The sequence below is a fragment of the Ketobacter sp. MCCC 1A13808 genome, from assembly GCF_009746715.1.
Classification (GTDB): Bacteria; Pseudomonadota; Gammaproteobacteria; order Pseudomonadales; family Ketobacteraceae; genus Ketobacter.
Window position 1 is genome coordinate 152,376 of the sequence record NZ_VRKW01000007.1, and the last position, 25,071, is coordinate 177,446.

Annotated in this window: 22 protein-coding genes; 10 read left to right on the plus strand and 12 right to left on the minus strand. The window is 49.4% G+C overall.

What is annotated here, in order from left to right:
* The first annotated feature begins 346 nt into the window (after nucleotides 1-346).
* The 7 genes from FT643_RS14315 to FT643_RS14345 all read left to right on the plus strand — a co-directional run bounded on the left by FT643_RS14315 (nucleotide 347) and on the right by FT643_RS14345 (nucleotide 12,997).
* On the plus strand, nucleotides 347-661 hold the full coding sequence (locus FT643_RS14315) for a Rieske (2Fe-2S) protein (protein ID WP_156872089.1): 315 nt from the start codon (nucleotides 347-349) through the stop codon (nucleotides 659-661).
* A gap of 30 nt (nucleotides 662-691) precedes the next feature.
* Nucleotides 692-1,540 carry a class I SAM-dependent methyltransferase gene (locus FT643_RS14320; protein ID WP_156872090.1) on the plus strand — a complete coding sequence of 283 codons (849 nt, stop codon included), beginning with the start codon at nucleotides 692-694 and terminating at the stop codon, nucleotides 1,538-1,540.
* Between the two features lie 373 nt (nucleotides 1,541-1,913).
* Nucleotides 1,914-3,284, plus strand: coding sequence for a CmpA/NrtA family ABC transporter substrate-binding protein (locus tag FT643_RS14325; RefSeq protein WP_156872091.1), 1,371 nt, complete (start codon nucleotides 1,914-1,916; stop codon nucleotides 3,282-3,284).
* A 57-nt stretch (nucleotides 3,285-3,341) separates the two neighbouring features.
* Complete coding sequence (locus FT643_RS14330) at nucleotides 3,342-4,364, plus strand: ABC transporter permease (RefSeq protein WP_156872092.1); 1,023 nt, start codon at nucleotides 3,342-3,344, stop codon at nucleotides 4,362-4,364.
* A gap of 55 nt (nucleotides 4,365-4,419) precedes the next feature.
* Nucleotides 4,420-5,214, plus strand: a complete 795-nt coding sequence (locus FT643_RS14335; RefSeq protein ID WP_156872093.1) for an ABC transporter ATP-binding protein — start codon at nucleotides 4,420-4,422, stop codon at nucleotides 5,212-5,214.
* Between the two features lie 474 nt (nucleotides 5,215-5,688).
* Nucleotides 5,689-6,948, plus strand: a complete 1,260-nt coding sequence (locus tag FT643_RS14340) for a hypothetical protein (RefSeq protein WP_156872094.1) — start codon at nucleotides 5,689-5,691, stop codon at nucleotides 6,946-6,948.
* 355 nt (nucleotides 6,949-7,303) lie between these two features.
* Entirely contained in the window at nucleotides 7,304-12,997 is a 5,694-nt protein-coding gene (locus tag FT643_RS14345; RefSeq protein WP_156872095.1) for an FG-GAP-like repeat-containing protein, read from the plus strand.
* 175 nt (nucleotides 12,998-13,172) lie between these two features.
* Here the strand turns inward: FT643_RS14345 and FT643_RS14350 are convergent, their stop codons facing one another.
* The 7 genes from FT643_RS14350 to FT643_RS14380 form a co-directional block, all read right to left on the minus strand.
* Nucleotides 13,173-13,961, minus strand: coding sequence for a PhzF family phenazine biosynthesis protein (locus FT643_RS14350; RefSeq protein WP_156872096.1), 789 nt, complete (start codon nucleotides 13,959-13,961; stop codon nucleotides 13,173-13,175).
* 121 nt (nucleotides 13,962-14,082) lie between these two features.
* Entirely contained in the window at nucleotides 14,083-15,669 is a 1,587-nt protein-coding gene (locus tag FT643_RS14355; RefSeq protein WP_156872097.1) for an arylsulfatase, read from the minus strand.
* Between the two features lie 432 nt (nucleotides 15,670-16,101).
* The gene (locus FT643_RS14360) at nucleotides 16,102-17,469 is read right to left on the minus strand and encodes a hypothetical protein (RefSeq protein ID WP_156872098.1); all 1,368 of its coding nucleotides are present in this window, start codon (nucleotides 17,467-17,469) and stop codon (nucleotides 16,102-16,104) included.
* A 266-nt stretch (nucleotides 17,470-17,735) separates the two neighbouring features.
* Complete coding sequence (locus tag FT643_RS14365) at nucleotides 17,736-18,158, minus strand: KRAB domain-containing protein (protein WP_156872099.1); 423 nt, start codon at nucleotides 18,156-18,158, stop codon at nucleotides 17,736-17,738.
* Nucleotides 18,159-18,396: 238 nt separating this feature from the next.
* On the minus strand, nucleotides 18,397-18,639 hold the full coding sequence (locus tag FT643_RS14370) for a hypothetical protein (RefSeq protein WP_198043552.1): 243 nt from the start codon (nucleotides 18,637-18,639) through the stop codon (nucleotides 18,397-18,399).
* Nucleotides 18,640-18,954: 315 nt separating this feature from the next.
* Complete coding sequence (locus FT643_RS14375; RefSeq protein ID WP_156872100.1) at nucleotides 18,955-19,515, minus strand: hypothetical protein; 561 nt, start codon at nucleotides 19,513-19,515, stop codon at nucleotides 18,955-18,957.
* A gap of 351 nt (nucleotides 19,516-19,866) precedes the next feature.
* Complete coding sequence (locus FT643_RS14380) at nucleotides 19,867-20,610, minus strand: SDR family NAD(P)-dependent oxidoreductase (RefSeq protein WP_156872101.1); 744 nt, start codon at nucleotides 20,608-20,610, stop codon at nucleotides 19,867-19,869.
* A gap of 271 nt (nucleotides 20,611-20,881) precedes the next feature.
* Here FT643_RS14380 and FT643_RS14385 point away from each other — a divergent pair, with 271 nt between their 5' ends.
* Nucleotides 20,882-21,460, plus strand: coding sequence for an RHS repeat-associated core domain-containing protein (locus FT643_RS14385; RefSeq protein ID WP_232340218.1), 579 nt, complete (start codon nucleotides 20,882-20,884; stop codon nucleotides 21,458-21,460).
* Between the two features lie 492 nt (nucleotides 21,461-21,952).
* Here the strand turns inward: FT643_RS14385 and FT643_RS14390 are convergent, their stop codons facing one another.
* The gene (locus FT643_RS14390; RefSeq protein WP_156872103.1) at nucleotides 21,953-22,120 is read right to left on the minus strand and encodes a transposase domain-containing protein; all 168 of its coding nucleotides are present in this window, start codon (nucleotides 22,118-22,120) and stop codon (nucleotides 21,953-21,955) included.
* 733 nt (nucleotides 22,121-22,853) lie between these two features.
* Between FT643_RS14390 and FT643_RS23160 the strand changes: the two genes are divergently transcribed.
* A complete protein-coding gene (locus FT643_RS23160; RefSeq protein ID WP_198043553.1) occupies nucleotides 22,854-23,267 on the plus strand; it encodes a hypothetical protein in 414 nt (137 codons plus the stop codon).
* A complete protein-coding gene (locus FT643_RS14400; RefSeq protein ID WP_156872104.1) occupies nucleotides 23,268-23,741 on the plus strand; it encodes a hypothetical protein in 474 nt (157 codons plus the stop codon). It begins immediately after the preceding gene.
* A 16-nt stretch (nucleotides 23,742-23,757) separates the two neighbouring features.
* Here FT643_RS14400 and FT643_RS14405 read toward each other — a convergent pair whose 3' ends face one another.
* The 4 genes from FT643_RS14405 to FT643_RS14420 all read right to left on the minus strand — a co-directional run bounded on the left by FT643_RS14405 (nucleotide 23,758) and on the right by FT643_RS14420 (nucleotide 25,070).
* Nucleotides 23,758-23,958 (minus strand): hypothetical protein, encoded by a 201-nt coding sequence (locus FT643_RS14405; protein ID WP_156872105.1) that lies wholly within the window; start codon nucleotides 23,956-23,958, stop codon nucleotides 23,758-23,760.
* A 156-nt stretch (nucleotides 23,959-24,114) separates the two neighbouring features.
* On the minus strand, nucleotides 24,115-24,465 hold the full coding sequence (locus FT643_RS14410) for a type II toxin-antitoxin system PemK/MazF family toxin (RefSeq protein ID WP_156872106.1): 351 nt from the start codon (nucleotides 24,463-24,465) through the stop codon (nucleotides 24,115-24,117).
* Nucleotides 24,443-24,643: a toxin-antitoxin system, antitoxin component, Xre family protein gene (locus FT643_RS14415; protein ID WP_156872107.1), complete on the minus strand. Its 201-nt coding sequence runs from the start codon at nucleotides 24,641-24,643 to the stop codon at nucleotides 24,443-24,445. Before FT643_RS14415 ends, FT643_RS14410 begins: the two co-directional genes overlap by 23 nt.
* A 16-nt stretch (nucleotides 24,644-24,659) precedes the next feature.
* Entirely contained in the window at nucleotides 24,660-25,070 is a 411-nt protein-coding gene (locus FT643_RS14420) for a helix-turn-helix domain-containing protein (protein WP_156872108.1), read from the minus strand.
* Between the last annotated feature and the right edge of the window lies 1 nt (nucleotide 25,071).

Below are 25,071 nucleotides of genomic sequence, written 5' to 3' on the forward strand. Positions count from 1 at the left end.
GAGGGTCAGCGGGGGCCAACCACTATTCCGAAAAGCAAAAAACCGGGGGAAGAACCCCCGGTTTCATTTTGCACCACGAACCGTTGCGAAGAAAGTAGCTGCAAATAAACCCAGCACCATCAGGTTGTAGAGAGGAGAGAGGGGCCATGACAGAGTACCAAATTTATTGTCTGTAGCCGTTCCTTCACAACAGGATTCAAATGATAATCATTATCATTTTTGTTTTCAACCCTTTATTTGAAAATAATTTAATATTCCTGATCTGTTTATTTTCCCATCGAAACAGAAGCCTTCATAATGGGCAACAAAAGCAAACCGCAACACTCAAGAAAAAGAAGGGGGTATCATGACCGTGCTGTGCGCCGTTAACGACATCGAAGAAGATTCCGCCCGCGGCTTTGATCTGGATGGCCGCACCGTTTTTGCCGTAAAGAAAGACGCGCAAGTGTTTGTGTACCTTAACTCCTGCCCTCACCTGGGTATTCCCCTGGAATTTCAGCCGGATGAATTCCTGGATATGGACAACCACTTTATTCAGTGTGCCAACCATGGCGCGCTATTTGAAGTCGAAACCGGGGACTGTGTCGCGGGACCCTGTGTAGGGCAGGCACTGCAAGCTATCGCTTTTCATCTGGAAGATGGCAATATCGTGCTGGACTGAATAACAATAATCACATCGGAGAGCCCCATCATGGATTCCACAGGTATCAGTTTTACGGCCCTTTTCACCGGCCAAGTCTGGTATGAAAGCGGGATTTCCAATCGCTTCTTCACTTCCCCCAAAGGCAGACTGCTCTATAAAACATTGCGCCCCTTTGATCGTCTTGCTGATTCAATCATCGGGATCACCCTGCACGACATGCTGATCCAGCGTCACCAAATCATGGACCACCGCATAGACGGGTTAATCAAGACCCAAGGGGTCAGTCAGATTCTGGAAATCGCCTGTGGCTATTCGCCCCGAGGCTACACGTTATCGCGCAAGTACCCCGATCTGAAGTACGTAGAGGCCGATTTGCCCCATATGGCCGAGCGAAAGCGCGCCTTGCTACAAGCTAACCATGGCTTTGGACCCGATCACCAGGTTGTCGGCTGCGATGTATTCGAATTCGGCGCTCCTTATGGTCTGGATTACGTCATGGAAGAAGTACTCGATCCCGACCGGCCTACCATTCTGGTCACCGAAGGTTTGGTGAACTACTTTCACCTGGACGACATTTCGCAGGTATGGCAACGACTAGCACAACTGGGTCGGGTCTATCCCAAAGCCTGGTATATCACCGACCTGGTATACAACTTCGGCATACACTTAATACCCGGCGCGGTTGCAGCAGGGTCAAAAATGTTGTCACTCGCCACCCGAGCCAACGTTAACCTGCATTTCAACAACCGCGACGAAATCCAACGCGGCTTTCTGGAATGCGGCTTTACTGATGTCCAGATACATCGACCCGAAGACTTTGTAAACCACCTCCCGATTCCGATGGGCAAAAGCAAAAGCGTGGTGCGGGTAGTGGAAAGCCAAATCCATGCCCCTTAGAACCGTCCGGTAATACCTTACACTTTTTCCGATCTATTTAAGTGCAGCGAAGAAAAAATGGGCCTCCGAATGGCTCATTTTTTTAGCTCTACTCTCGCGACTACGATCACCAACCCGCACCCGTCACGCGCACATGTGCACCATAGAAAGTCATTCATTAATATTTCGTAGCATTGTACGCACCATCTTTGTTATCAAAGCAAAATATCAGCACTTTAAGTTTGCATTTTCTGTTACCGCCATTTTTGGCACGCAAGTTGATAACGAAACCATCAGAAGCTTCCTTCAACGAATAGTGAACCAAACGGTATTTAGCCGGATTTAAATAGCGCTCGATCGCGGCGTTGTTTCGACATGTATTCAGGAGTTAGAAATGAAACACATCAGGACCCTTTTCAAAAAAACCCTCGTCGCCACAGCAGCATTAGGCGGGCTGCTATGTTTGCCGGTCGTAGCGGAAGAATTAGAGCTGGAGAAAGAAGATCTAAAATTCGGATTTATAAAGCTTACCGATATGGCGCCCCTTGCGATAGCGTATGAGAAAGGCTACTTCGAGGACGAAGGGCTGTATGTCACCTTGGAAGCCCAAGCCAACTGGAAAATTCTACTGGACCGTGTCATCACCGGAGAACTGGACGGCGCCCATATGTTAGCAGGCCAGCCGTTAGGCGCGACTATCGGATTTGGTACCCAGGCCCACATCATTACCGCGTTCAGCATGGACCTCAACGGCAACGGCATTACGGTTTCCAACGACGTCTGGAAGGAAATGAAAAAACACGTCCCGATGGAGAACGGTAAACCGGTTCACCCGATTAAAGCGGATTACCTGAAACCGGTAGTCGACAAATACAAAGCGGACGGCAAACCCTTCAACATGGGCATGGTATTCCCGGTATCAACCCACAACTATGAGCTGCGGTACTGGCTGGCTGCAGGCGGTATTCACCCCGGCTACTATGCGCCGTCAAAAGGCGACATCTCCGGCCAACTGCAAGCCGATGCGCTGCTATCAGTGACCCCGCCACCCCAAATGCCTGCGACATTGGAAGCCGGCACCATATACGGATACTGCGTGGGCGAACCCTGGAACCAGCAAGCCGTGTTCAAAGGCATCGGTGTACCGGTCATTACCGATTATGAAATATGGAAAGACAATCCCGAAAAAGTATTCGGTGTCAGCAAGGCCTGGGCAGACAAAAATCCCAATACGCACCTGGCGGTGGTGAAAGCCATGATTCGCGCGGCCAAATGGCTGGATGAAGACAATAATAAAAACCGCAAGGAAGCCGTTAAGATCCTGGCACAGCCAAACTATGTAGGGGCGGACTATGACGTGATTGCCAACAGCATGACGGGAACCTTCGAGTACGAAAAAGGCGACAAACGTTCACTGCCAGACTTTAACGTTTTCTTCCGCTACAACGCTACCTACCCTTTCTATAGCGATGCCATCTGGTATCTGACCCAAATGCGTCGCTGGGGTCAGATACCGGAACACAAAGACGATAGCTGGTATATGGACATGGCGAAAAAAGTGTATCGCCCGGATATTTATATGCAAGCTGCCAACCTATTGATCAAAGAGGGAAAACTGTCTGCATCTGATTTTCCCGCTGCGGATGAAGATGGCTTTAAACCACCTCAGTCTGAATTTATCGACGGGATTACATTCGATGGCACCAAGCCAAACGAATACCTCTCTAAATTTAAAATCGGTCTGAAAGAAAAAGACAAGCTTTAAACTCAGCAATGCCGGAGCGAAATCAGGCTCCGGCATTAATAACGGAGGCGCAATGCAATGACCACGAAAGTTATCACTGTGTTTGAATCAATCGGATTTTCATGGCTGGTGTCAATTATGAAGTTTTTCACTTTTCAAAACCCGAAAGAACAAATCGAACACCTTACCCGCTCTTTGGGTGTGCCGTTAATTGCCTTCGCCATATTCCTCGGATTGTGGCATGTATCCGCGGCCCACATAGAAACCAGTCTGGGAAAAGTTCCGGGGCCTGCCGCCGTTTGGGAGCAAGCTAATGGTCTATGGAAAGAACACAAAGCCGAACGGGTAAAGGAAGTTGCTTTTTATCAAAGGCAAGAAGAGCGGAATGCAAAAAAGCTGGCGAAGAATCCGGACGCTAAAGTAAAAATCCGGGATTACACTGGCAAGCCAACCTACATCGACCAGATATTTACCAGCCTTAAAACCGTATTTGCCGGGTTTTTTCTCGCCAGCGTGATTGCCATTCCCTTGGGTATTATCTGCGGTTTAAGCAACACCATGTACACAGCAATGAATCCAATAATTCAACTTTTTAAACCCGTTTCTCCACTCGCATGGCTACCCATTGTTACACTGGTGGTGAGTGCGCTTTATAACAGCAACGATCCCATGTTTGCGAAGTCGTTTGTTAACTCCGCCATCACGGTCACCTTGTGCTGCCTGTGGCCCACTTTAATCAACACCATCGTCGGCGTATCAACCATGGACAGTGACCTCACCAACGTCAGTAAAGTATTGCGACTCAGCTGGTGGACTCAAATTACCAAGATCGTTATCCCCTCTTCCATTCCGATGATGTTTACCGGTTTACGCTTATCGTTGAGCGTCGGCTGGATGGTGCTGATTGCCGCAGAAATGTTGGCGCAAAATCCCGGCTTAGGTAAATTCGTCTGGGATGAATTCCAGAACGGCAGCTCGCAATCTCTGGGCCGGATTATGGTCGCGGTATTGACCATCGGATTAATCGGATTTCTGCTTGATCGTGTCATGCTGGCATTGCAAAAAGCGTTTTCCTGGGACAGCAATGCCACCATCCGTTAAATAAATTTTCCATACAAATGGAATCAGAAACCGAATCAATTAAAGGAGCGTACTCATGCGAGGCTACCTGACCATCGAACAAGTGCACATGGATTTCGATACGCCGAAAGGGGTATTCAAAGCACTCGACAACGTCACTCTGAGCATCCAAAAGGGTGAATTCGTTTCCCTCATCGGACATTCCGGTTGTGGCAAATCCACAGTGTTGAATATCGTAGCGGGACTGCTGGTCGCGTCCCAGGGCACAGTTCTTCTGGAAGACAACGAAGTAACCGCACCAGGCCCGGAGCGAGCGGTGGTATTTCAAAATCACTCTTTGTTGCCTTGGCTTTCGTCATATCAGAATGTGGAACTGGCGGTAAAGCAAGTGTTTAAGAACACCATGAGCAAAGCAGAAATGGATGACTGGATCAGGCATAACCTAAGCCTGGTTCACATGGATCATGCCCTCAACAAACGTCCGGGGGAAATATCTGGCGGCATGAAGCAGCGTGTGGGAATCGCACGCGCACTGGCCATGCGCCCCAAGGTTTTATTGATGGACGAACCCTTTGGCGCGCTGGATGCATTAACCCGTGCCCATTTGCAGGATTCGGTGATGGAAATCCAAGCCGAGCTTAACAATACCGTCATCATGATTACCCATGATGTAGACGAAGCGGTTTTGCTATCGGACCGGATCGTGATGATGACCAACGGCCCTGCCGCCACCATTGGCGAAATTCTGGAAATCGATTTGCCACGACCACGTCATCGATTACAGCTCGCCGATGATGCCCACTACAACCACTTGCGAGCTGAAGTTTTACGGTTTTTACATGAACGCCACAGTAACCCGAATGCGGCTTAGTCGGGGCTCAGAATAAATTCCCGTTTGGATACCGCCCCGGCTTAATCGGGGCGATTCCATTTTTCCCAACTTTAACGAATACGCTACAGGTGAATTTTTCTTCTCGCCGCAAAGCTATTTAGGAAACCCTCTGAAAAAACACTTAATCCCGACGAAAAAGAATGCGGGCATTTTCCATTCCTACGCAAAGCAATCGCAATTTTATTCCGTTAAAACGGCCACGCTGGGGGGCGAATTCAACATACGTTGCGATGCATTTTAACATGGAACAAAGGACCACCACCGACTGTCTTATTCCGACTGCAATTCTGGGCGTCAACCAGATTCACTTTATGTGCTCGAATACGATCTTTTCGTAACTTTATATAGATATGTTCACAGTAATAGTAGCGCCCGATTGCTTGATAAGGATCATCGTATTAGTATCGAGCGATGTATCCAAACCAAGGTGAAATAAAAAATAGATGGGGCGCTATGAAGCTTATTGACAGCACGAGACAAAGGTTAATAGCGCTCATTTTGTTGGCCATCCTGCCACTGCTAACCGCATGCGATGAAGTCTCCGTGGTAGTAACCGACGGAGAAGATCCTGAGGTCGTGATCCCCCCGCCAGATCCGGATGCCCCGGTGACTTCACCAATTCTGCTTTCCCTGGGCGATGTCAACGGTGATGGTATTCAAGACATCGCAGTGGTGATAGACGATGTGGCGGGTGGAAAGCTGACGGCAACCGTCAAGGGCATCGATGGCAATGTAGTGCAGAGACTTCCCTACAATGGCGAGTTCAGGCTTCAGACAGCCATGGTGCTACCGGATATGAACGGGGACGGCGGTGTGGAATTAGCGGTGTTCGGCCGACGCGTTGACCCGGTCGGAATGCGGGTAGAAATTCGCGACCCTTTAGCAGGTGGCCTGATTCGCAACATCTTTTTCAGCAACGAAAACACCTTGTTATTCACGACGCCGGTGGACGACCTGAATGGCGACAGCTATCCGGAGATGACTGCTCTGTTAGAGGGGCCTCAGCCGGAAGGGTTGTTATTCGGGCAAAGCGTGGACCCCCTCGCTGGCGGGGTCATTAACAACGTATTCTTTGACAACGCCTGGCCCGCCGTCGATTTTATTTCCCTACCCGATATTAACAGTTCCGGTAGCCCCGAGTTTGCCTTGCTGGGACACAATGTCAGCGGGGAATATCGGGCTCTGGTGCGTGACGCGGGCAACTCGCAATTCGTCAACAACATCAGCTATGGTAGCCAGTACACTCTATTGCAATTAGCCGCCCTGCCCGATATGAACGGGAACGGAATCGAGGAACTGGCCGCTTTACGACAGGACAACGCCGTCAGTATTCAGATCAACGATGCATTCAATGGCACCAGAATCAGTGTTGTTCGTTTCAACCCCTTGTTCACGCCGCTGAAGTTCGTTGTGGTTTCCGACTTTAATGGCAATGGCGCTCCGGAACTGGCTCTGCTAAGCAAAAATACCAGTACAGGTGAGGTCAAGGCTGAAGTACGGGATGCCATGACGGGCGTTTTGTTGTCCAATGTCTGGTGGACCAGGGATTATCCTGCACTGGACATCGTCACGATTCCTGACACCAATGGCAATGGCGCTGAAGAGCTGGTTGCACTTGGCAAAAGAGAAAGTGACGGCAAGCTACTGGTGTTGGTGAAAGACTCCAAAACAAACCAGTTACTGGGCACAGTAGGCTTCAAAAACCAACCTTAAAACTCACCCCCTAAAACTCACTCCTTAACATTCAAAAACGCGTTCCTTAAAATTGAGTCGCTGAGCGCCGATCCGGGCTATATTGGTGCGACGATCAAAAACACTCCTCAATTAACCTCACTACACTGTCGAAACGCTTTACACTGCGCACCAAAGATTCACCAGCAAGGCGGCTATCCCTCTGTTTTTCCTCTACTTTTATTAGTGGCATCTTAATTGCTTAATTTGCAATCAGTTCATTCCATGATCGATTCCGAGTATCCGAGCGCCTATCACGAGACATCCTATTCTGTCCCGGTAGTATTGCTCGTCAGCTTTCTCGATGATTGTAATACGCCGAAGTGAGTAGTTCTTTATGAAGTATTGCCCGTTGTCCCTATTGGCACTTTTTATGGCCGCGTCGTCAATTCAGGCTGCCCCCATCACCTTTATAGACCAATCCAACTCGATTCGCCTGACCGGGCATACCGAGAGCTGGGGTCTGGCTTGGGGCGATTTGAACGGCGACCGTTGGCCCGACCTTTTTATACAAGGACACCGGGATTATCCCCGTTTTTATCGTAACAACGGTGCCGGTGCGTTCGATGACGTGGCGACAGAATACGACCCGAACGGCATCTGGATGGAAAAGACCTACGACGATAAGCACGGTGCAACGATCGCCGATGTCGACAACGACGGCGACCAGGATCTGTTAATTGCGGTGAGTGGTTCCGGCCCGGCGCAAATGCTGATTAATCAGGCTGAATCCGGGGGCAAGTTTGTGGATCGGGCATCGAGCGCCGGCATCAGCGATGACGGCACCGCCCGCATGGGGCTGTGGTTTGACTACAACAACGACGGTCGTCTTGATCTGTTACAACAGTCTTCCGGAGGTTCCACTCTGAGCCGACGCAACACCAGCGGCTTCTCTTTCACCCGCAGAAGCGGCGATATCTGCCCTGGCCACGGCGACTACGGCCAGCTCACCGACATCAACAACGATGGCAAACTCGATTACATTTGCGGACGCCAAGGTGATTTTCCGCAAGCCATCTATGATTTTTCGACCGGCTCGTTCAGAAGCATTACCAGCCTGGTGCCAACGGTCAGCAACGTAGTGGACAGTATTTCCGGCGATTTTAACAACGACCTTAAGTCCGACTTGGTGCTGATGCGCGGTGCGCTGCGCGCCTCCGGTGCCGCCAAAATCGACGACCGCTCGATCAATGCATGGCTACGGGGCTCATCCAGCTCCGGCTTTCAGTTTTCCGCCAACGGCCAAATAACCGTGACCGTCGATTACGACGGATTAGGCGTATACGCAGATGCACCCTCCTCCGTCCTTAACACCAACGGCAACACCTCTGCCACTATCGGTGGGGCTAGCGTTTCCTATTCTTCTTCATCCGGCAAATGGACCGTAAGGCTGGGCTCAACCGAGCAGGTTTATGTGCGGGTACGGGCGGTCAATCCGGTTAGCGAACCGGTGATGATCAATATGCTCGATGCCGAGCTGCCCACACCGGCTTTTTACCTGCTAAACGGCGATTCCGGCTTTAGCCTGAATCACGGTGCCGGTTTAAGTGATGCCGTGAGCTGCGTTAGCGCGGCGGCCGCCGACTTTGACAATGACATGGACCTGGATATCTACATGGCTTGTCGTCAGGGGGTATCCAATCTGGCCAACCGCTATTACGACAACCAGGGCGACGGCACCTTCGTGCTGGTCACCTCTCATGGTGGCGAAGGCCCTATCGGTGCCGGCGTTGAAATCGGTGTAGCTGAGAGCGTTGCGATCGCCGACTACGATGTCGACGGTTTCGTGGATGTGGCGGTCACCAACGGACTGCTTTACTACCCGGTCAGCTTTGGCGGGTCTGATAAGCTGTTCAAGAACACCGGCAATGGCAATCACTGGATCCAACTGGATTTGACGGGCACGACCTCCAATCGGGACGCGATTGGTGCAAAAATCTATGCAACAGCCGGCGGCGTAACTCAGCTGCGGGAACAGAATGGCGGCTTTCATCGTTGGTCCCAGAACTCCAAACGCATCCATTTTGGCTTAGCCTCTAACACGACAGTCGACATTACTATCGAATGGCCGTCCGGCCAGGTCGATACCTACACCGGTCTCTCCGCTGACCAACTTTATGAAGCAATTGAAGGTTCTGACATCAATCCTGTGGTTCTGGGTGAACCAATCACGCCCAAACTAGCGGCTGGGGATGAGTGTGGTGAACCCGGCTATACCTCCACTTTGGGCCCTGTATTACTGATCTGGCGCAATTGCGAAACCAACACCTGGCTGCTGCGGGCCAAAGGTGGGCTAGGCCGGCTAACCCATAATTTGCCTCAGGTCGCCACCGGCAGATTGCTCAGCGATCGCCAATTTGGCTACGCTAATCCCGTATCCACCGATGGCAATGATATCGTCGATAACTCCACCGGCAACGTCGTTGATTTTTCCCTGAGCGTGCAACAGGATGCGGTAAACAGCAAAGGCATCAACTTTACCACGAGCGGTCAGACACGCACCTGCCTGTCCCTGGAAGGCACCCAATTCAGAGCCATCTATCTGGGCGGTAGCGGCAAGCGCATCTATCCACCCTTCGATATCACCACGTTGGATGCCTGCGTGCTCGATTTCGACAATGACGGCCTGACCGACGATGTCGACACTGATGATGACAACGACGGCATACCGGATCTGGACGATGAATTTCCCTATGACGACTCGGAATGGCTCGACAGCGATGGCGACGGCGTTGGCAATAACTCCGATGTCTTCCCCAATGATCCAACCGAAACCACCGACAGCGATAATGACGGTGTGGGCGATAACAGCGACGCGTTTCCCAACGACCCCTATGAAACCAGCGACAGCGATGGTGACGGCGTCGGTGACAACGCAGATGCGTTTCCCAACAACCCTAATGAAAACAGCGACAGCGACGGCGACGGCGTCGGCGATAACAGCGACATCGATATCGATAACGACGGCCTGGTGAACGCCGCTGAGACGATTTCAAGCAACGGCCAATTCAGGATTTTACAGGTCAAATCCGCATCCACTGTGGACTCTCTGGCGGACGCGGACGCAACGTTGGCAAGCGGTGGCACCGGTTCGACCCGCGGTTACCGCGACACGGTGAACCTTGCGGATGGCACCACCGATGGCCATTTCGGCAGCAACCAGAGTTTTGCTTACGGGGACGACTTTGTAGTGCGCGCTAGCGGCGAGTTTAATGTCAGTAGCGCTGGCACCTATACCTTCGGCACCAACACCGACGACGGAGTTCGGGTACGTGTCGACGGCGCTAACGTCATTGTTGATGACAGCCTGCACGGCTCGGAAGATCATTTTGGCCAGGTTACGTTGACCGCAGGCACTCACAGTATCGAGGTGGTTTACTTCGAGCGCTCAGGCGGTGCAACGCTGGAACTATTTATGGCGCCCGGTTCCGAAAACAGTTTCAGCTCCCGTTTTAGTCTGATGACCTCGTCAACGGACTATCAGGTGCTGGACAATTTCGAAAGCAACCAAGGCTGGGTGCGCGACCCATTCAACACAGATACCGCCACCCGTGGATTATGGGCGGTCGGTAATCCGAGCGGCACCTCAAGCTCAGGCACTCCGATGCAACTCAACACCACCACCAGCGGCTCGGGCGCATTAATTACCGAGCTGGCGTCCGGCAGTGCCGTCGGCACCTATGACGTGGACAACGGCACAACGTCGACCCGATCTCCGGCCATTGCCCTGCCGTCCAACGCGCAGGCGCTGGCATTCAATTACTACTTTGCTCATTTGAACAACGCGACCAACGACGATTTCTTCCGTGTGTCCATTATCTCTGGCGGTAGCCGTTACGCACTGCTTGAGCAGCGCGGCAGCGCGACCGAACGCGCAGCAGTCTGGACCACCTACATGGCGGATGTTTCTGCCTTTGCGGGACAAACCATCCAACTGTTAGTGGAAGCGGCTGATGCCGGTTCCGCATCGCTGATCGAAGCCGGCATGGACGATATCGAAATGTCCTTTGCAGTGCAGTCATCCAATGACGCCGACGGCGACGGCATTCCTAACGACCGTGATCTGGACAGCGACAATGACTCCATACCGGATGTAGTTGAGGCTGGTCTGAGCGATACAGATGGCAATTACATCGTCGACGACCTGGTCAATGAACAGGGCACGGTTTGGGTAGCCCCGGACACCGACGGTGACGGCATACCCGATTTTCTGGATGCCGAATCCAACAACCCCGCCAATGACGGAACCGCATACGACATCAGCAACACCGTCTATGCCAGCTTCGACACCAATGGCGATGGCATGATCACCAGCGCCGATGCTAACGGCGGCATAGATGCGGATGGCGATGGAATCGACGATCTGGTGGACACCGATCCAACGCAACCCGGAAGCGGCCCTGCCCCAACCGACAGCGACAGCGACGGAGTACCGGATAGCCAGGATGCCTACCCGAACGATCCTTTGCGTACGGTACCCGCAGTCGCTATCAGTAATGTCACGACCATGGAGGATGCCGGTAGCGTGGCGTTACAGGTGACCCTGTCCGTGGCAGCGCGACAACCTGCCGCCATTAACGTATCAACGACAAACGACACTGCCGTCAGTGGCAGCGACTACACCGCTACCAATCTGACGCTGAACTTCGCGGTCGGCGAAAGCAGTAAATCCATCCTGATACCAATCACCGATGATTTAACAGCGGAAGCCAACGAAAGCTTCAGAGTGAATTTGTCTAACCCCGTTGCACTGACGCTTGACACGGCGAGCGCCACCATCACTATTCAGGACAACGACAGCAGCGGCTTGTCAGACTCCTGCTTCGAGCCCGCGTATGATTCGCAAACCGAGAAAGGCGTCTATATCTGGGAGCTTTGCGATGGCAGTGGTGAATGGCGTATGCGAGTCACCGGCGGTGGCGATGCTAATGGCGTTGTTTATACCGGCTATATTGAATCTTCCGGCGGGTTGACCTTCACCGGTTACAGCATCGAGAACAGCGATTCACTCGACGACAGCACAGCGGATCTACTGACCTATGAGCTTAAAGTCTGGAATGGTGGTGTGGACGGTGTGGATTTCACACCCGCGGCCGACGCCTGCCTAACCACGACTTCGCCTTCCCTGCCTATCTATATGGGACAGAACCGAATCAGTGTCAGCTCGCCTTTCAACCTCACCACCCTGACCGCCTGCGACGTTGCACCGCCACAAGCAGAATGCGGTGAACCGGCCTACGATCGCTTTTCGGAACAAGGCCTGTTCTTGTGGAAAGACTGCCTGCTCGATGAGTGGAATGTCAGAGTAAGCAGTGGCGGCGATCCGGCTGGCGTGGTTGCGACCGGTGTGGTCACCTCCGAAGGCGGGTTTAGCGACGTAGCGTCATACAGCTACGAGCCAAACGACATTTTGGACAACGTGACCAATCCGGACGAGATCTACTATCAGATGAAAGCCTGGAATGCCGCTGAAGACGGATTCACCTTCAAACCCAACGCGGCCAATGCCTGCTTTGTGCTTGACGAAGATCTACCTGTCTACCTGGGCAAAAGTAAACAAATCATCGATACCCCGTTGAACCTGACGACTTTGCAAAGTTGCTCATTGGCGCCGGAACCGGCCGAATGCGGCGAACCGACCTACGATAACGCAACCGACCCCGGACTTTACCTATGGAAGGATTGCAATGCGACCGGCAGTGATGCCCAGTGGTACTTGCGCGCGGTCGGCGGTGGACTTAGCTGGTCGCCCTATAGCGGACAATTAACATCAAGTCAGCCGGTAGCGGCCACCGGAGTCGAGCTGGAAAGCAATGATATGGTTGACGCTACCCAGGGAGACAATGGTATCGACTATATTCTTTATGTCGCGAACAAGGCCATCGACGGATTGAATCTGAGCATACCCGCTGGCAGCCAAACCTGTTTCGACTCTCAGGTTATACCGGATGGCGCTCAGGTTTATGTCGGCAGAAACAAGCAGACGATGACCGATCTTTTCAATCTGGAAGATCTCGGCACCTGCCAATGATGGTTGCTTGAAATAACCAAAACCGCGTGGCCGCTGCGTTCTGTCGCGGCCACGCGGCAGCGGAAAAATCAACCGTGCTTAAAGTCGTGGACCCCATTCAACTTACGTAAACAGGCATTTTCGTCCAGCCCCCGCACGCATAGGGCCGAATAGTTCTCAGGATTAATGGGTAAAATCACTCTATGTCGATTTCGATGCTGCCCTGCATATAAGTAATGGCGTTGCCCGAGATCAAGACCCTGTCGTTTCTGGTTTCACACAAGAGCCTGCCGCCACGACGGGACACTTGCTTTGCGCGAAGCGTGGGTTTCCCCAGTCGATCAGACCAATACGGTGCCAATTGGGTATAAGCAGATCCTGTGACGGGATCTTCCGGGATACCGTATTTGGGAGCGAAGAAACGCACAATAAAATCAAACTCGGTGGAGGGGGCCGTTGCAATCACACCCCGAAGATCAAGCTGCATTAACGCTTCCTGGTCCGGCGCGATCTGGAATACATCTTCCTCATTTTCAAAGACGGCAACGTAATCTTCACACTCCAAGCACACCACCGGCTCTTTACCAAGTCCGGTGGACAGCAGGGCTGGAGTGATACATTGAACAGGTGGTTGAGCAGGAAAATCCAGCGTCAATAGCTCGCCCGCTTTAGTTACTTTCAATAAACCGGAACGTGACTCAAAGGACAGCGTGTCTTCTTTTCGTCCCAAAATAGAAAACAATACGTAAGCACTGGCAAGCGTCGCATGCCCACACAGATCGACTTCGGTCGCCGGTGTAAACCACCGAATATGAAAACCACTTTCTGAAGGCACAAAAAATGCCGTTTCAGAAAGATTATTTTCCTCTGCGATGGATTGCATTACCGAATCCGGCAGCCATTCTTCCAAAGGAACCACGGCGGCGGGATTACCCTCAAACGCTTTTTCAGCAAAAGCATCAATTTGATAAATGGATAATTTCATTGCGCACTCTGTTTGTCTTTAATATCGATCTCGCCAACGCGAATTCAAAGTTTGTTCAATCAAAAATAAAACAGGGCTGCGCGAATCCCCACAGCCCTGCCAGTTTCATACCAATGTGCTATCAGTGACTGCCCATGTTGGATTTAAGCTGCTCTTCAATCTTTGATAAATTGAAGGAACCAGGAGACTGGCTTGGCGGATACTCTTTCATTGATGCTAAAAATTGTGCTGCCAAGCCCTGAATCGGCACAATCACAAACGGCCGCGAAAGGAACCAGTCCTCATACACGTTCGCATTGTGCTGGGCTTTTTCGAACGGATCTCGTCTCAGGTTGAATAACAAGGGCACCCGCAATTCTATAAAAGGTTCACGCCATACACCGAACGCCTTGCCCCTGTTTTCAAGGAACACCACTTTCCAATCGTTATATCGAGCCGCAACCACCTGGCCATCATCATTCACGTACCAGAACTCCTTACGTGGTGATTCCTTGGCTTTTCCCGTCAAATAATCCAGCTGATTGTAGCCATCAAGGTGATTGCGATATTTGCGCCCGTTGATACGGGTGCCTTTGAGCAAGCGTTCCTTAACATCGGTGTCACCTGCGATAGCTGCAAAGGTTACCAGCCAGTCTTCGTGAGCAACAATGCCATTAAGGGTTTGGTCGGCTGGGAATTTTTCTGGCCAACGTACGAAAGTGGGAACTCGATAAGCGCCCTCCCAGTTCGAATTCTTTTCACTTCGAAAGGGGGTCGTGCCAGCGTCAGGCCAAGTGTTGTAATGGGGCCCGTTATCAGTGGAATACATCACCACGGTGTCATCAGCAACACCCAACTCATCAAGCAATTTCAGGAATTGCCCAATGTGCAGGTCGTGCTCCACCATGCCATCCGAATATTCATCCTGCCCCGACAAACCGCGATGCGCCTCTTTCACGTGGGTGCGAAAATGCATGCGCGTACCGTTCCACCACACAAACCAGGGTTTTCCAGCTTTATGCTGCTCCCGAATAAAATCCATTGCGCGCTTTGACGTCTCATCATCAATGGTTTCCATACGCTTCTTGGTCAAAGGGCCCGTGTCCGTAATCTTCTGTCCACCCTTTCCATCTGCCCAGGAATGAATAACACCACGAGGACCAAACTGCTCCAAAAACGTTTTTCCATTCGGCAGTTTCATGTCTCGCGGATAGTCTTCCTGCTCCGGCTCCTCTTCAGCATTCAAGTGATAGAGATTGCCCAAAAACTCATCAAATCCGTGGTTAGTCGGTAAATGCTCATCACGATCGCCCTGGTGGTTCTTGCCGAACTGCCCGGTGGAATAACCCTGGCCTTTCAGCACGGTCGCCATGGTAACGTCTTTGGTTGACCAGCCCTCTTTGGCACCCGGCAAGCCCACCTTCGTCATTCCGCTGCGAACCGGTACCGACCCACCGATAAAAGCTGCGCGCCCGGCAGTACAGCTTTGTTGGGCATAGTAATCAGTGAAAGAAACCCCTTCATTGGCGACGCGATCTATATTGGGCGTGCTATACCCCATCATACCGCGGTTGTTATGACTGATATTCCAGGTACCAATATCGTCACCCCACAACACCAAAATATTCGGTTTCTTGGTTTGTTCGGCAGCCTGCCCAACAACAGCAACCAATAGAAATACAATCAAAGTGCCCCAGTATTTAACAATCCCTGCTCTTTTTCTAAACATCCAAAACGCCTCACTATTCCAAGTTGATGACAATTATTTGTATGTCGATACGGCGGACACCAAGCAAGACTAATATAGAACTCAGGATTACGGAACCGTTGTAAAAAATTGTTCACGAGGGGGTTGGTCAGCAAGCAACCAGAAACAAAGAATGCGCCCCTCTAGTGAGTAGGCGTTCGGTTGAGGGAAGGCCCATAAGAGCTAACTACTATAATCCGTGTTACCCGATCACCGTTGATAGAAGATAGATGGTGAACGTAATTATGGGCTGGACTAAAACGCAATTCGATGAACCTGCCTGGGCTCATGAACGAAACCCAGATCCGACAGCAATTCACTATGTCACTAGAAGCCTAGGCTCTTCTTTTGCTGTGGAATCTGGCACCTGTCTTTGGATACTATATTAACCCCATCCTGCTGCGCTTTGACCGCTTAAGGGTAGTCCAGAATACGGTAGTAACTAAAATCGCTATCCGTGATTTTCCCATTCTGGTATCGCATCTGCGCTGTGAAATGTCGCTTCATAATGTCACCACCCTCGATGCCCTTAACATCCACTTGGCAGGTTTTCGTTTCAGTAGGTTCGATTGCCGAGAAAACGCATACTTTCGTCCACGCCTCTGTTGAAGGCTCCTCTGTTCGATCAAAAACGCGCACATTCCTCAGTGGAACTACGCCGGTGTTGGTGACACTGACGTTATGGTACCAAGTACCACGATCATACAATTCGGGCCCCGGCCTCTGACTGTCAATATCCAAACCCGCCATCGTTACATCGAGAAATAGCGAGGGCTTGAAATCTGAGCCGCCGATATACCAGGCTGCCATATCTGATTGAACGTGATTACCCTCTTGTGAGCTGCCTTGAGCGGACAGCCGGATTTTTACTGCACCGTCAACGATCAGGCTCTCGCTAGTACAGGTCGCTTCTCCGCCTGCGGGAATCATGTCCAGGTAACACAATTCCTCGGGGTCGACGCGTTCCGGCTCTACACTCTCAGCATACAGGCGAACATCGAAGATAGATTGACCACTGGTGTTCTTGACTCGGTAGTTCCAACTGGCAGAGCTGCCGCTAACAGGGAATGACGGACCGGGAGCGGTCGCAGTCTCCATCCCATTCAGTGTCGCGTCCACGACTAGACGCAGATCGCCAGGATGGACTGCCCACGCACGCAGTTCATCAGTGACATCGGCCGAGCTCTGGAGTCCATTATTAATAGAGAAAAACCACGAATTTCCACCGAAATTCGGCCCCCAAGTCCGCCCCTCGTAGCGCTGGTTGGTCCAGTGACCTCCGGGTTTAAGATTCACGAAAGGGCCGGTATTTCTCAGTCCACCAACCCAATTGCCCGAAGCATCATAGGCGCCGTAATGACCGAATCTATCGTAACTCGAGAGGTTGCCGAGTGTATCGTACCAGAGGCTTGCCAGCTCGCTATAGACAGTCGTAGCCGCACTGCCGGTCAGCACGTTGTAACCACAATCGGAACCACCCTTGGTTTTAAATTGGGTGCATCCATCGTGGTCAATATCGATCATGCCCGGCAAGCGCCACCCGGTAACGCCGTCAATTGCCAGAGACGTTGCCCACGCGTTGGCGTCGGCCCAACTCATCCAGCCGGTGGGATGATCGCCTGATGTTTTGGCATACCCCGTATCCGCAAGCCAGGTAATATCCAGAACATCATCGTAATAAGCCTTGCCATCAAGACTTGGAAATAACGCTGCACTGACCGGCGCACTGCATGCCATCAAAAGTAGCGCTACGTTTGCGCAGTTGGTAAACGAAGATTTCATTAACTCATCCCTAAATTATAATTTTTCATACACTGTCTTATCGCCAAACAGGCACTTTCGCCACCGAAAAGAGAAAGCCATTATTAACGCTCCGGGGCGGGGGCACAGCAAGGCAACACCTAGATTCGACGCCTTCTCATAGCGGATATTCCACTTCTTTTCTTCGCTTCATATTCAACTCATTCACCAGTAGATCCGCCCTCACCCTTGAAACCGGCTGGTGGGCATATGGCTTTTATAGGCCGGTAAAGACATTACCGATCAGTTCAATCAAACTCAGATAGTGGAATCGCGACTATCAGCAATCCAATACCCATACACAACGCAATCCAAGGTGGGGATGCAGTTGTAGTCTGCGCGACATTATAGGTTGCAATGGCTGAAGGCAGATACTCCACAATTCCGATTACGGATATGGCATAAGGGGCCCATCTCTGCATTTTTCGAAAAGGAATAATTAGCAGTATTAGGATTGCAGTACCGGTCGCTAGAAATCCAGCGGCTTCCGTTCTCATCATGCCCAGATATAAAGTTTTCTGTGCTTCTGATAAGTCAATCCATTCCTCCTGGATAACAGCTGAATGATAAGGCATAAATTCGCCGCTGAATAGATAAACCGATCCAACCACAAGCATGGCCACAGCGTTTATCAAATAAATTCCAAATGCGATTTTGTTTTTCGTTGTCATGATTATGTGCCGCGAATAGATTATCTTATTGAGTTATACCCAACTCAGAACCGTTTACCAAAACCAACATTGATATCATCGATGAATCACTTTTTATCGCACGGCACATCCATGGACTTATTCATTAAAAAAAACTAATTGACCATCAAACGGATGTATAAGTGATTGTACGCGCTTTGGATTGATGTATTTATTAATCCAATCAAGTGAGAAATAGGGCGAACCACCTGTTATTACACTATATAGACAGGCTTGGCTCCGACAAGTATTTCCCTGACAAGGCGGAGAATATAGCCAATAGCGTGCTACTGACAAACGCATAAGAAAATCCGTGCAGATGGCCCTCGCCTATGATTAAAACAATCAACGGCTGAATATCCATCACGACCTGCGCCCAGCCAAAAACCATTAAGCTGAAGCTGCCTTGTAGCATTGCATTAAATACTATTCCAGGTCCCATGTGAAATGGAGTGAATGGCATACCTCTCTCCGCATGATGATTTTCAAATAGATACTAAGCCGGCTTTTTACAGAAATAAATGACAATAATTCCAGACAGGAAAAAGAATACAACCTGACAAAGCACAAAATCATAAGGGATCCCCACCAAGGTCATACCATGAGCAAGATAAATCAGCCGGGCCAAACCACCTGCAAATAAAGGCATATAAAAAACGGAGTGCCTACACCTCTGCACACGGTATTTCTTCAGCAGGTGAATAGCAAAGGACCAAAGGTATAATTACTCCACTACATACGTTTTAAATAGCCCGTCCAGTGCGTTCAAATTATCACTTTAGATCGAGTACTTTCGAAGTACCTCATCATCCCAAACTTGCACTTCGAAATAGTGCTCGAAATCACCTTCCCAGTAACGATCATAACTCTCGGGAACCACATCATTTGGAATACCATAAACAGATGCAATATCACTTACTTCTTTTAGAAAATATACTTTTTCAAAATAGGGCTTAGTACTATCAGTCATTGCTAAATAGCTGTCTGGGAATGTTACAGATACAGCGTCTTCGGGAAGCTCGGAGATTGGGATTTCCAACTTGAGATGATCTTCATTAAGCCCTTCGAACCACTTTGACTCTCCAAGTGTGAAGTATATTGGATATCTTCGATGTGGATTCCCTCCACGCTTAACAAAGAACCTCCTGAGCTTTTCTTCAACTTCACGGCGCGTTTGAAGATATCCCATGCCATATCTTCGGTTGTACTTCGGATCTAACTTATGGCGGTCAAGCATCTCCTTAAATACCGAGCTGCCAATATCACCATCCAGATCAGATAGACTCAAGAATGGACATCTATCTTTTAAATAATAGTGCGTGATTACATCGACGTTCATGATTCACTTGTCGCTCCTCACAAAAAGTGGATTTTCTAACAAAACCAGTGAAACTGTTATTTCCAGGCATTTGTCTTTCCGGCTCCTGCTTCGCTCCCTGTTATCGGCAAAAGCATTGATAACTATCAGCGATAACACCCAGCACTTGTGCAACAGACACGCTCGCATAGCCTGGCTTTTCAGCACGTTTCATAGCATCTCGGGTCATTTCGAACCTTCCGAATTATAAATTCTCTCCATCAAGGGTAGGTTCTAAATTTAATTAAACAGGCATATAGCGCTTAAGCTCAATAGACCGAACAGATAAATATGATTGGTGTAAAAACGAGCCCGCGCGAAAACTCAAATCGTTCAAGTTAAGTTAAGCCCTCCGTCAACCAGTATAATTTCACCAGTCAAATAATTACTTGAAACGAGCATTGAAGCAACATGCGCTATTTCAGCTGGCTGAGCCCCGCGTTTCATAGGCGATTTCTCAGCCCATAACTTACGCGCATCAGTCCATTTTTCTGTCATAGGCGTATTCACTAAACCTGGAGCAATCGCGTTTACACGAATCTCAGGCGATAAGGTTAGGGCCAATAGTTGAGTCATATGGTTCAATGAGGCTTTACTCGCCGCGTACGGAATTGAAGCGCCTTTCGGGCGTACGCCAGCATGCGAGCTAATATTCACAATACTGCTCGTATAGTCCGAACATGATGACTGCCTTAACGCGTGCTCCGTTTCAGCAATCAATGTCCAAGGAGCAATGACATTCACCTCGTAAAGCTCGCGCCACACCTTTGGCGACGCCTCCTTGAGGGAGTCATGAGGTATCATCGCGTTTATTCCAGCATTATTAACCAAAACATCTATACGACCGTAAGTCGATAATACGTTTGATGCTAATTTTTTTGCCTGCTTCTGATCGGATAAGTCAGCTTGAAAATAGGTCGCCTTCGGCACACTAGCAGCAAGCCTTTCACCTTCTTCAATAGAATCCCTGGAATGAAATACTACATTAAATCCATCGTCGGATAACTGTAGTGCGATAGCTTTACCTATACCGGATGTAGACCCTGTGACCAGGGCAACCCTATTACTATTCTTCATTAAGAATCCCTCTTTCTTGCAATGTTTACTCTACCAGAAAATAGAAAACGCACACAAAGTAAATACTGCTTCGCGTATCCGTCACGGAAAAATGCACCACTCAAGTAGCTCCTGGCCAGGTTGGCTGGAAGTCAAACGTAAGCTACTACCAACAGACCTTCAATAATATAACGTCGGCTCCGGATAGCGTCGTCATAACCAGTACAGCCGGTGGCACTGTCACCCAGCCTGTTGAAATCCAATAAACCGACTAAACAGGCAGACAATGACGATGACAAATCAAAACAGAACTTCAACTTTATACCGTGGTAATCCAAAACAGGAAGCCAATGTAGAAAAAGTGAGAGCGGCAATGAATAAAGGACTATCTGAAAAACAAGGTGCAAAGAGTTTGGGGCTGGTTGGTTTAGCGCATAAAAGTATAGTGTTTCTGCTCACCGCGCTGCTGGGTTTGTATTGGCCCCTGGTAACGCAAGCCGATTCGCTGTACTTTGTTCACACTGACCATCTGGGTACTCCCCAGATAGTCACCGATGAGAATCAGCAAAAAGTGTGGGAAGGACAGCAACGGCCCTTTGGTGAAACTGAAGTTGTTACCAGTCAGACTGAGTTCAATGTGCGCTTTCCTGGTCAATACTATGACGCTGAGACGGGATTACATTATAACTGGAATCGGTACTACCATCCTGGACTGGGACGATACCTTCAATCGGATCCGATTGGGTTGGGTGGAGGATTGAATACCTACGGATATGCAGACCAAAATCCAACAATTTTTATTGATCCATTAGGTTTGTACACGCTTATCCTTGGGCCTAGAGGTATAACGATAACGCCACCAATGTCATAAATATTGTTAGGTGTACAAATGTCACTCAAATGGAAATGCATTAATGCTGGAGACGAACACGTAAAGCTGGAAACTGTTCAAGCTTGTTTAAAACAAGGAGGGAAAGTATTTTTTGTGATCCCGCGTAAGTATGGGGAGTTTTTTAGAAATCAACTTAAGCGTATTAATAGATCTGAGGTAATGAAGGTAAACAACGCTTCACTATTGGATTCAGTTTTTTACAAGTTTTATCTAACATATATTTTCGTCTTAGATGAGCTTGTGAGCATGCGCTGTCCTGCTCTAGGCAGGGCCTTGTTTGTGTATCACGTATCTTGGAGGTACATATCAACTTATAATGGTGAATTGGTTGAGGCTGGGACTCAGCTGAAAGTGACATATAATGGAAAGATCGTAAATCCGTAACCGCCCCGAGAACGACATACTAAAAAGAGGAAGCCATTTCCTTTACACTGTCCACATCTAATTCCAGAGTAGTAATGCTTCGAACTGTTACACGGTTGTTGCTTCGGAAGGCACTTTAAAAATGTGTTTCAGGTACGCATTCGGCTTGTGGCCATGAAGCTTGCATGTTTCGATAACGCTATAGAGTCGGGCATTCACTTGCGCAGCTTCCGGAAATTCACTGGATTTTAAGTGATGAACCACTAACGTGGTCATGGGGACACCTCTTGTTGTAGCTTCTTAAGCCGCCAACCAGTTATTTAGTCTGGTATTTAACGATCATGCCGTCCAGCAAGGCTTTAATAATCTTCTCCCCTTCGGGGGCATGCTGTTAGACATATTAGATGGTGTGAAAGGTTCAAGTGGATATAATTGGTAAAAATAAAAATGCAGTCGTTCTGACATTGATACTATTTTTTACTGTTTTGCTTTTCTCGGCCTTTTGTTTCGCGATAGACCTCTACCGAGATAGTAGAGTAAAGTCGGTAGCCGTTCAGCTGGAGTATTTGTGTCGAGCAATCAATACATATAAAAGATATACCTATAAATATCCGCCTGATAAATTAGCCCTAATAGGCTCGCTGAAAGAATATAGACATAGTAAAACTCAAATGGACTCTGATTTTTATCTTCCAGCTAATTATGGATTTCCAGAATCTATTCGTGGTGATCTAGCGTACTCAATATTAGAAGAAGGAGGGTATTCAATCGATTATTCTCCTCAACCTAGTTTTCTTCAGTTCATCACACCAGTTCCAAAATTTAAATGCATTGGAAATGCGAGAGACAATTTCAAATCCTCCCGAGGTCGTGCTTGTTCTTGTGTGACAGAATGGTAGCCCAGCTCGTGTTGTAGCTGTCGCACTTAGTCGGAGGATACGTCCAAAGTGATCCTATTGGGTTGGCAGGTGGAATAAAAACCTACGGTTATGCAGGCCAGAATCCCCTTATGGCTTATGATCCAGATGGGCGGCTTTTTTGGTTTCTTCTTGCTGGTGCTGGCACCTGTATTACTGGTGCCGAAATATTTGTCTGGTCGTTGCTTGGTCTCGGGGCGGTTTACGCGACGGCTCATGATCTTTCTAATATTCTTGAGAGAAGTGAGTCATCTGAAGAAGATTGTGACAAGCTTAACGAAGAAGTTCAAGATGCCAAAAACGAAGTTGGTAAGCTAGGAAAGTGTGTGGCAGGAATGTCTAAGTGGGAGCTTGAAACTCGACGGCAAGCTTGGTTGAGGCAGGCGCAGGCTCGTTCCCATCGAGATTCTAAGTGTTGGGGCGGCGGTGATGAAGGCCATCAGCAGGCGCAAGCCGATGCGTGGAGGCATGTAGGTATATGTACAGCTCTTTTAGATGGTATTTAAATGACCGTGGATGTGCCTGAGTTGATTCAGAAGGCGTTCTCAAATAGAAAGCGTCCATCAAATCTCTATAGTTCAGCGGAGCTAACAGGGGATGAAATAGAAGCGGTTATCTCTTTGCAGAAGTTTGATCGCTATCATGTTCCTATAAGCTTCTTACAGGCTAATTATGATGTCGTATTTTGGCTTTCGCCAGAAGCGTTTTGTTATTGGTTGCCTGAGTTTGTTCTAGCATCCATCAAGACTGAAAAAACGCTACTTATTGTTGACTCTATTATCGCCATGCTTGATCGTTCCAGTAACGCGGAGTATTGGGATGATTTTTTTAAAACGAGGTGGGTTCTTTTGTCAAAAGAAGAATTGGAGGCAATGGAGGGCTGGGTGTTATGGCTCACAGATAGTAGAGATCAAGCCTACGATTTAGCCCAACTCGATAGAGCATTTGATGTTATAGGTATTTTAAAAGCACTAAAGTGAAAACGCGATGAGGGGGCTACTTAACCCCCTCAATCAAAGCAATATCCTTTTTAAGCAGTTCATTCAGCATGGCATCCAGCTCAACGCCTTTGGTCTTCGCTTTCTCGGCAAAATAATCCAGCACCTCAGAATCCAAATAAACCGGAATATTGTGCTTGGCATTGGGGTTATAAAATTTACCCCGTACACCCTTAGAAAAATCGTATTCGTCGCGCATAAAATCACCATGTTGATCGATTACCTCAGAAGCCTGAGCAAGCTGGAGCGTTTGGATTGATTGAAAGTAGATTTGTTGACTTCTTTGTTTAAACTAATTCAATTTCAACAGGAACCCGCTGTCCCGATAGCCCAACCAAGCGCTGGGCTTGTCTATCTAGCAGTACAAAATATCCTGCAACACGTTTTGCAGACTGCTCTGATCAGTCGCTGACAATTGCCCCATGACTTTAACAACCTGGTTCTGTTGTAGTGTGGCAATCAACGGTTTCAACACAGAGGGTTTAAGCAATCCCGCCTGCTGCCAGTCCTGCAACAGGCACTCACCGAATTGCTGTGATGGCCTGACCTGACTGGTGATGGCCATCAAAATCACATCGGGGCGTTGCTGTTGATAATGCGCGCTGCTGATGACCACCGCAGGCCGCTTCTTGCTGGCTTGCAGGTTGGTGAATGGAAACGCCACCAACACCACATCCCCAAATTTATAGCTTGTCGTAGACGGCATCGTCGTCGTTATCCCATACCTGGTTAAATGCCGCTTCAGAGGCTTGCACATAATCCTGGCGCAAGTGTTTGTCCTGATCCCGCTGTTGTAAAAAATCGATAAAGTCTTCCACCTCGGCTAGCCGTTCCGGTGAAAGGTGTTCAAGCTTCTCCAGCATCTGTTGTACCTGTGGTTGCATGGTTGCATTCCCCCTTTTAGGCGCTCATGCGATAGGCTTGGCGGGTCTTGGCATCTCTGACCAGGCTATCCACCACCGATAAAATGCGGTCGCGCTCTGCGGGTTCCAGGGCATCGATTTCCTGCCAACGTGCCAGCATTGATTGATCCTGCAAAATGTTGGGCACTTCCTTGTCACCCACCAAAAAATCCAGCGTGACACTGAAGGTGTCGGCCAGCTTCTTGGCCACTTCGATGGACGGGGTGATCTCGACTCGCTCATAGCGCCCGATGATGGCCCCGGAAGTGCCAATCTGCTCGCCCAATTCCGGCTGTGACCAGCCATGCTGTTTGCGCAGGCTAAGTAACCGATTACCAAATGCCTTGTCGTCTGTTGCCATAACCGTCACCAAAATGTCGTCTAAGTCCTTAGAAATAGAAGATTCCATG

Bases quoted from the DNA above. Each gene is read 5' to 3' on its own strand.
- FT643_RS14355 (WP_156872097.1), bottom strand. From the start codon at position 15,669: ATGTTTAGAAAAAGAGCAGGGATTGTTAAATACTGGGGCACTTTGATT.
- FT643_RS14340 (WP_156872094.1), top strand. From the start codon at position 5,689: ATGAAGCTTATTGACAGCACGAGACAAAGGTTAATAGCGCTCATTTTG.
- FT643_RS14380 (WP_156872101.1), bottom strand. From the start codon at position 20,610: ATGAAGAATAGTAATAGGGTTGCCCTGGTCACAGGGTCTACATCCGGT.
- FT643_RS23160 (WP_198043553.1), top strand. From the start codon at position 22,854: ATGGCTTATGATCCAGATGGGCGGCTTTTTTGGTTTCTTCTTGCTGGT.
- FT643_RS14320 (WP_156872090.1), top strand. From the start codon at position 692: ATGGATTCCACAGGTATCAGTTTTACGGCCCTTTTCACCGGCCAAGTC.
- FT643_RS14375 (WP_156872100.1), bottom strand. From the start codon at position 19,515: ATGAACGTCGATGTAATCACGCACTATTATTTAAAAGATAGATGTCCA.
- FT643_RS14345 (WP_156872095.1), top strand. From the start codon at position 7,304: ATGAAGTATTGCCCGTTGTCCCTATTGGCACTTTTTATGGCCGCGTCG.
- FT643_RS14370 (WP_198043552.1), bottom strand. From the start codon at position 18,639: ATGCCATTCACTCCATTTCACATGGGACCTGGAATAGTATTTAATGCA.
- FT643_RS14420 (WP_156872108.1), bottom strand. From the start codon at position 25,070: ATGGAATCTTCTATTTCTAAGGACTTAGACGACATTTTGGTGACGGTT.
- FT643_RS14325 (WP_156872091.1), top strand. From the start codon at position 1,914: ATGAAACACATCAGGACCCTTTTCAAAAAAACCCTCGTCGCCACAGCA.
- FT643_RS14405 (WP_156872105.1), bottom strand. From the start codon at position 23,958: ATGCGCGACGAATACGATTTTTCTAAGGGTGTACGGGGTAAATTTTAT.
- FT643_RS14415 (WP_156872107.1), bottom strand. From the start codon at position 24,643: ATGCAACCACAGGTACAACAGATGCTGGAGAAGCTTGAACACCTTTCA.
- FT643_RS14400 (WP_156872104.1), top strand. From the start codon at position 23,268: ATGACCGTGGATGTGCCTGAGTTGATTCAGAAGGCGTTCTCAAATAGA.
- FT643_RS14360 (WP_156872098.1), bottom strand. From the start codon at position 17,469: ATGAAATCTTCGTTTACCAACTGCGCAAACGTAGCGCTACTTTTGATG.
- FT643_RS14410 (WP_156872106.1), bottom strand. From the start codon at position 24,465: ATGCCGTCTACGACAAGCTATAAATTTGGGGATGTGGTGTTGGTGGCG.
- FT643_RS14335 (WP_156872093.1), top strand. From the start codon at position 4,420: ATGCGAGGCTACCTGACCATCGAACAAGTGCACATGGATTTCGATACG.
- FT643_RS14315 (WP_156872089.1), top strand. From the start codon at position 347: ATGACCGTGCTGTGCGCCGTTAACGACATCGAAGAAGATTCCGCCCGC.
- FT643_RS14350 (WP_156872096.1), bottom strand. From the start codon at position 13,961: ATGAAATTATCCATTTATCAAATTGATGCTTTTGCTGAAAAAGCGTTT.
- FT643_RS14330 (WP_156872092.1), top strand. From the start codon at position 3,342: ATGACCACGAAAGTTATCACTGTGTTTGAATCAATCGGATTTTCATGG.
- FT643_RS14385 (WP_232340218.1), top strand. From the start codon at position 20,882: ATGACAAATCAAAACAGAACTTCAACTTTATACCGTGGTAATCCAAAA.
- FT643_RS14365 (WP_156872099.1), bottom strand. From the start codon at position 18,158: ATGACAACGAAAAACAAAATCGCATTTGGAATTTATTTGATAAACGCT.
- FT643_RS14390 (WP_156872103.1), bottom strand. From the start codon at position 22,120: ATGACCACGTTAGTGGTTCATCACTTAAAATCCAGTGAATTTCCGGAA.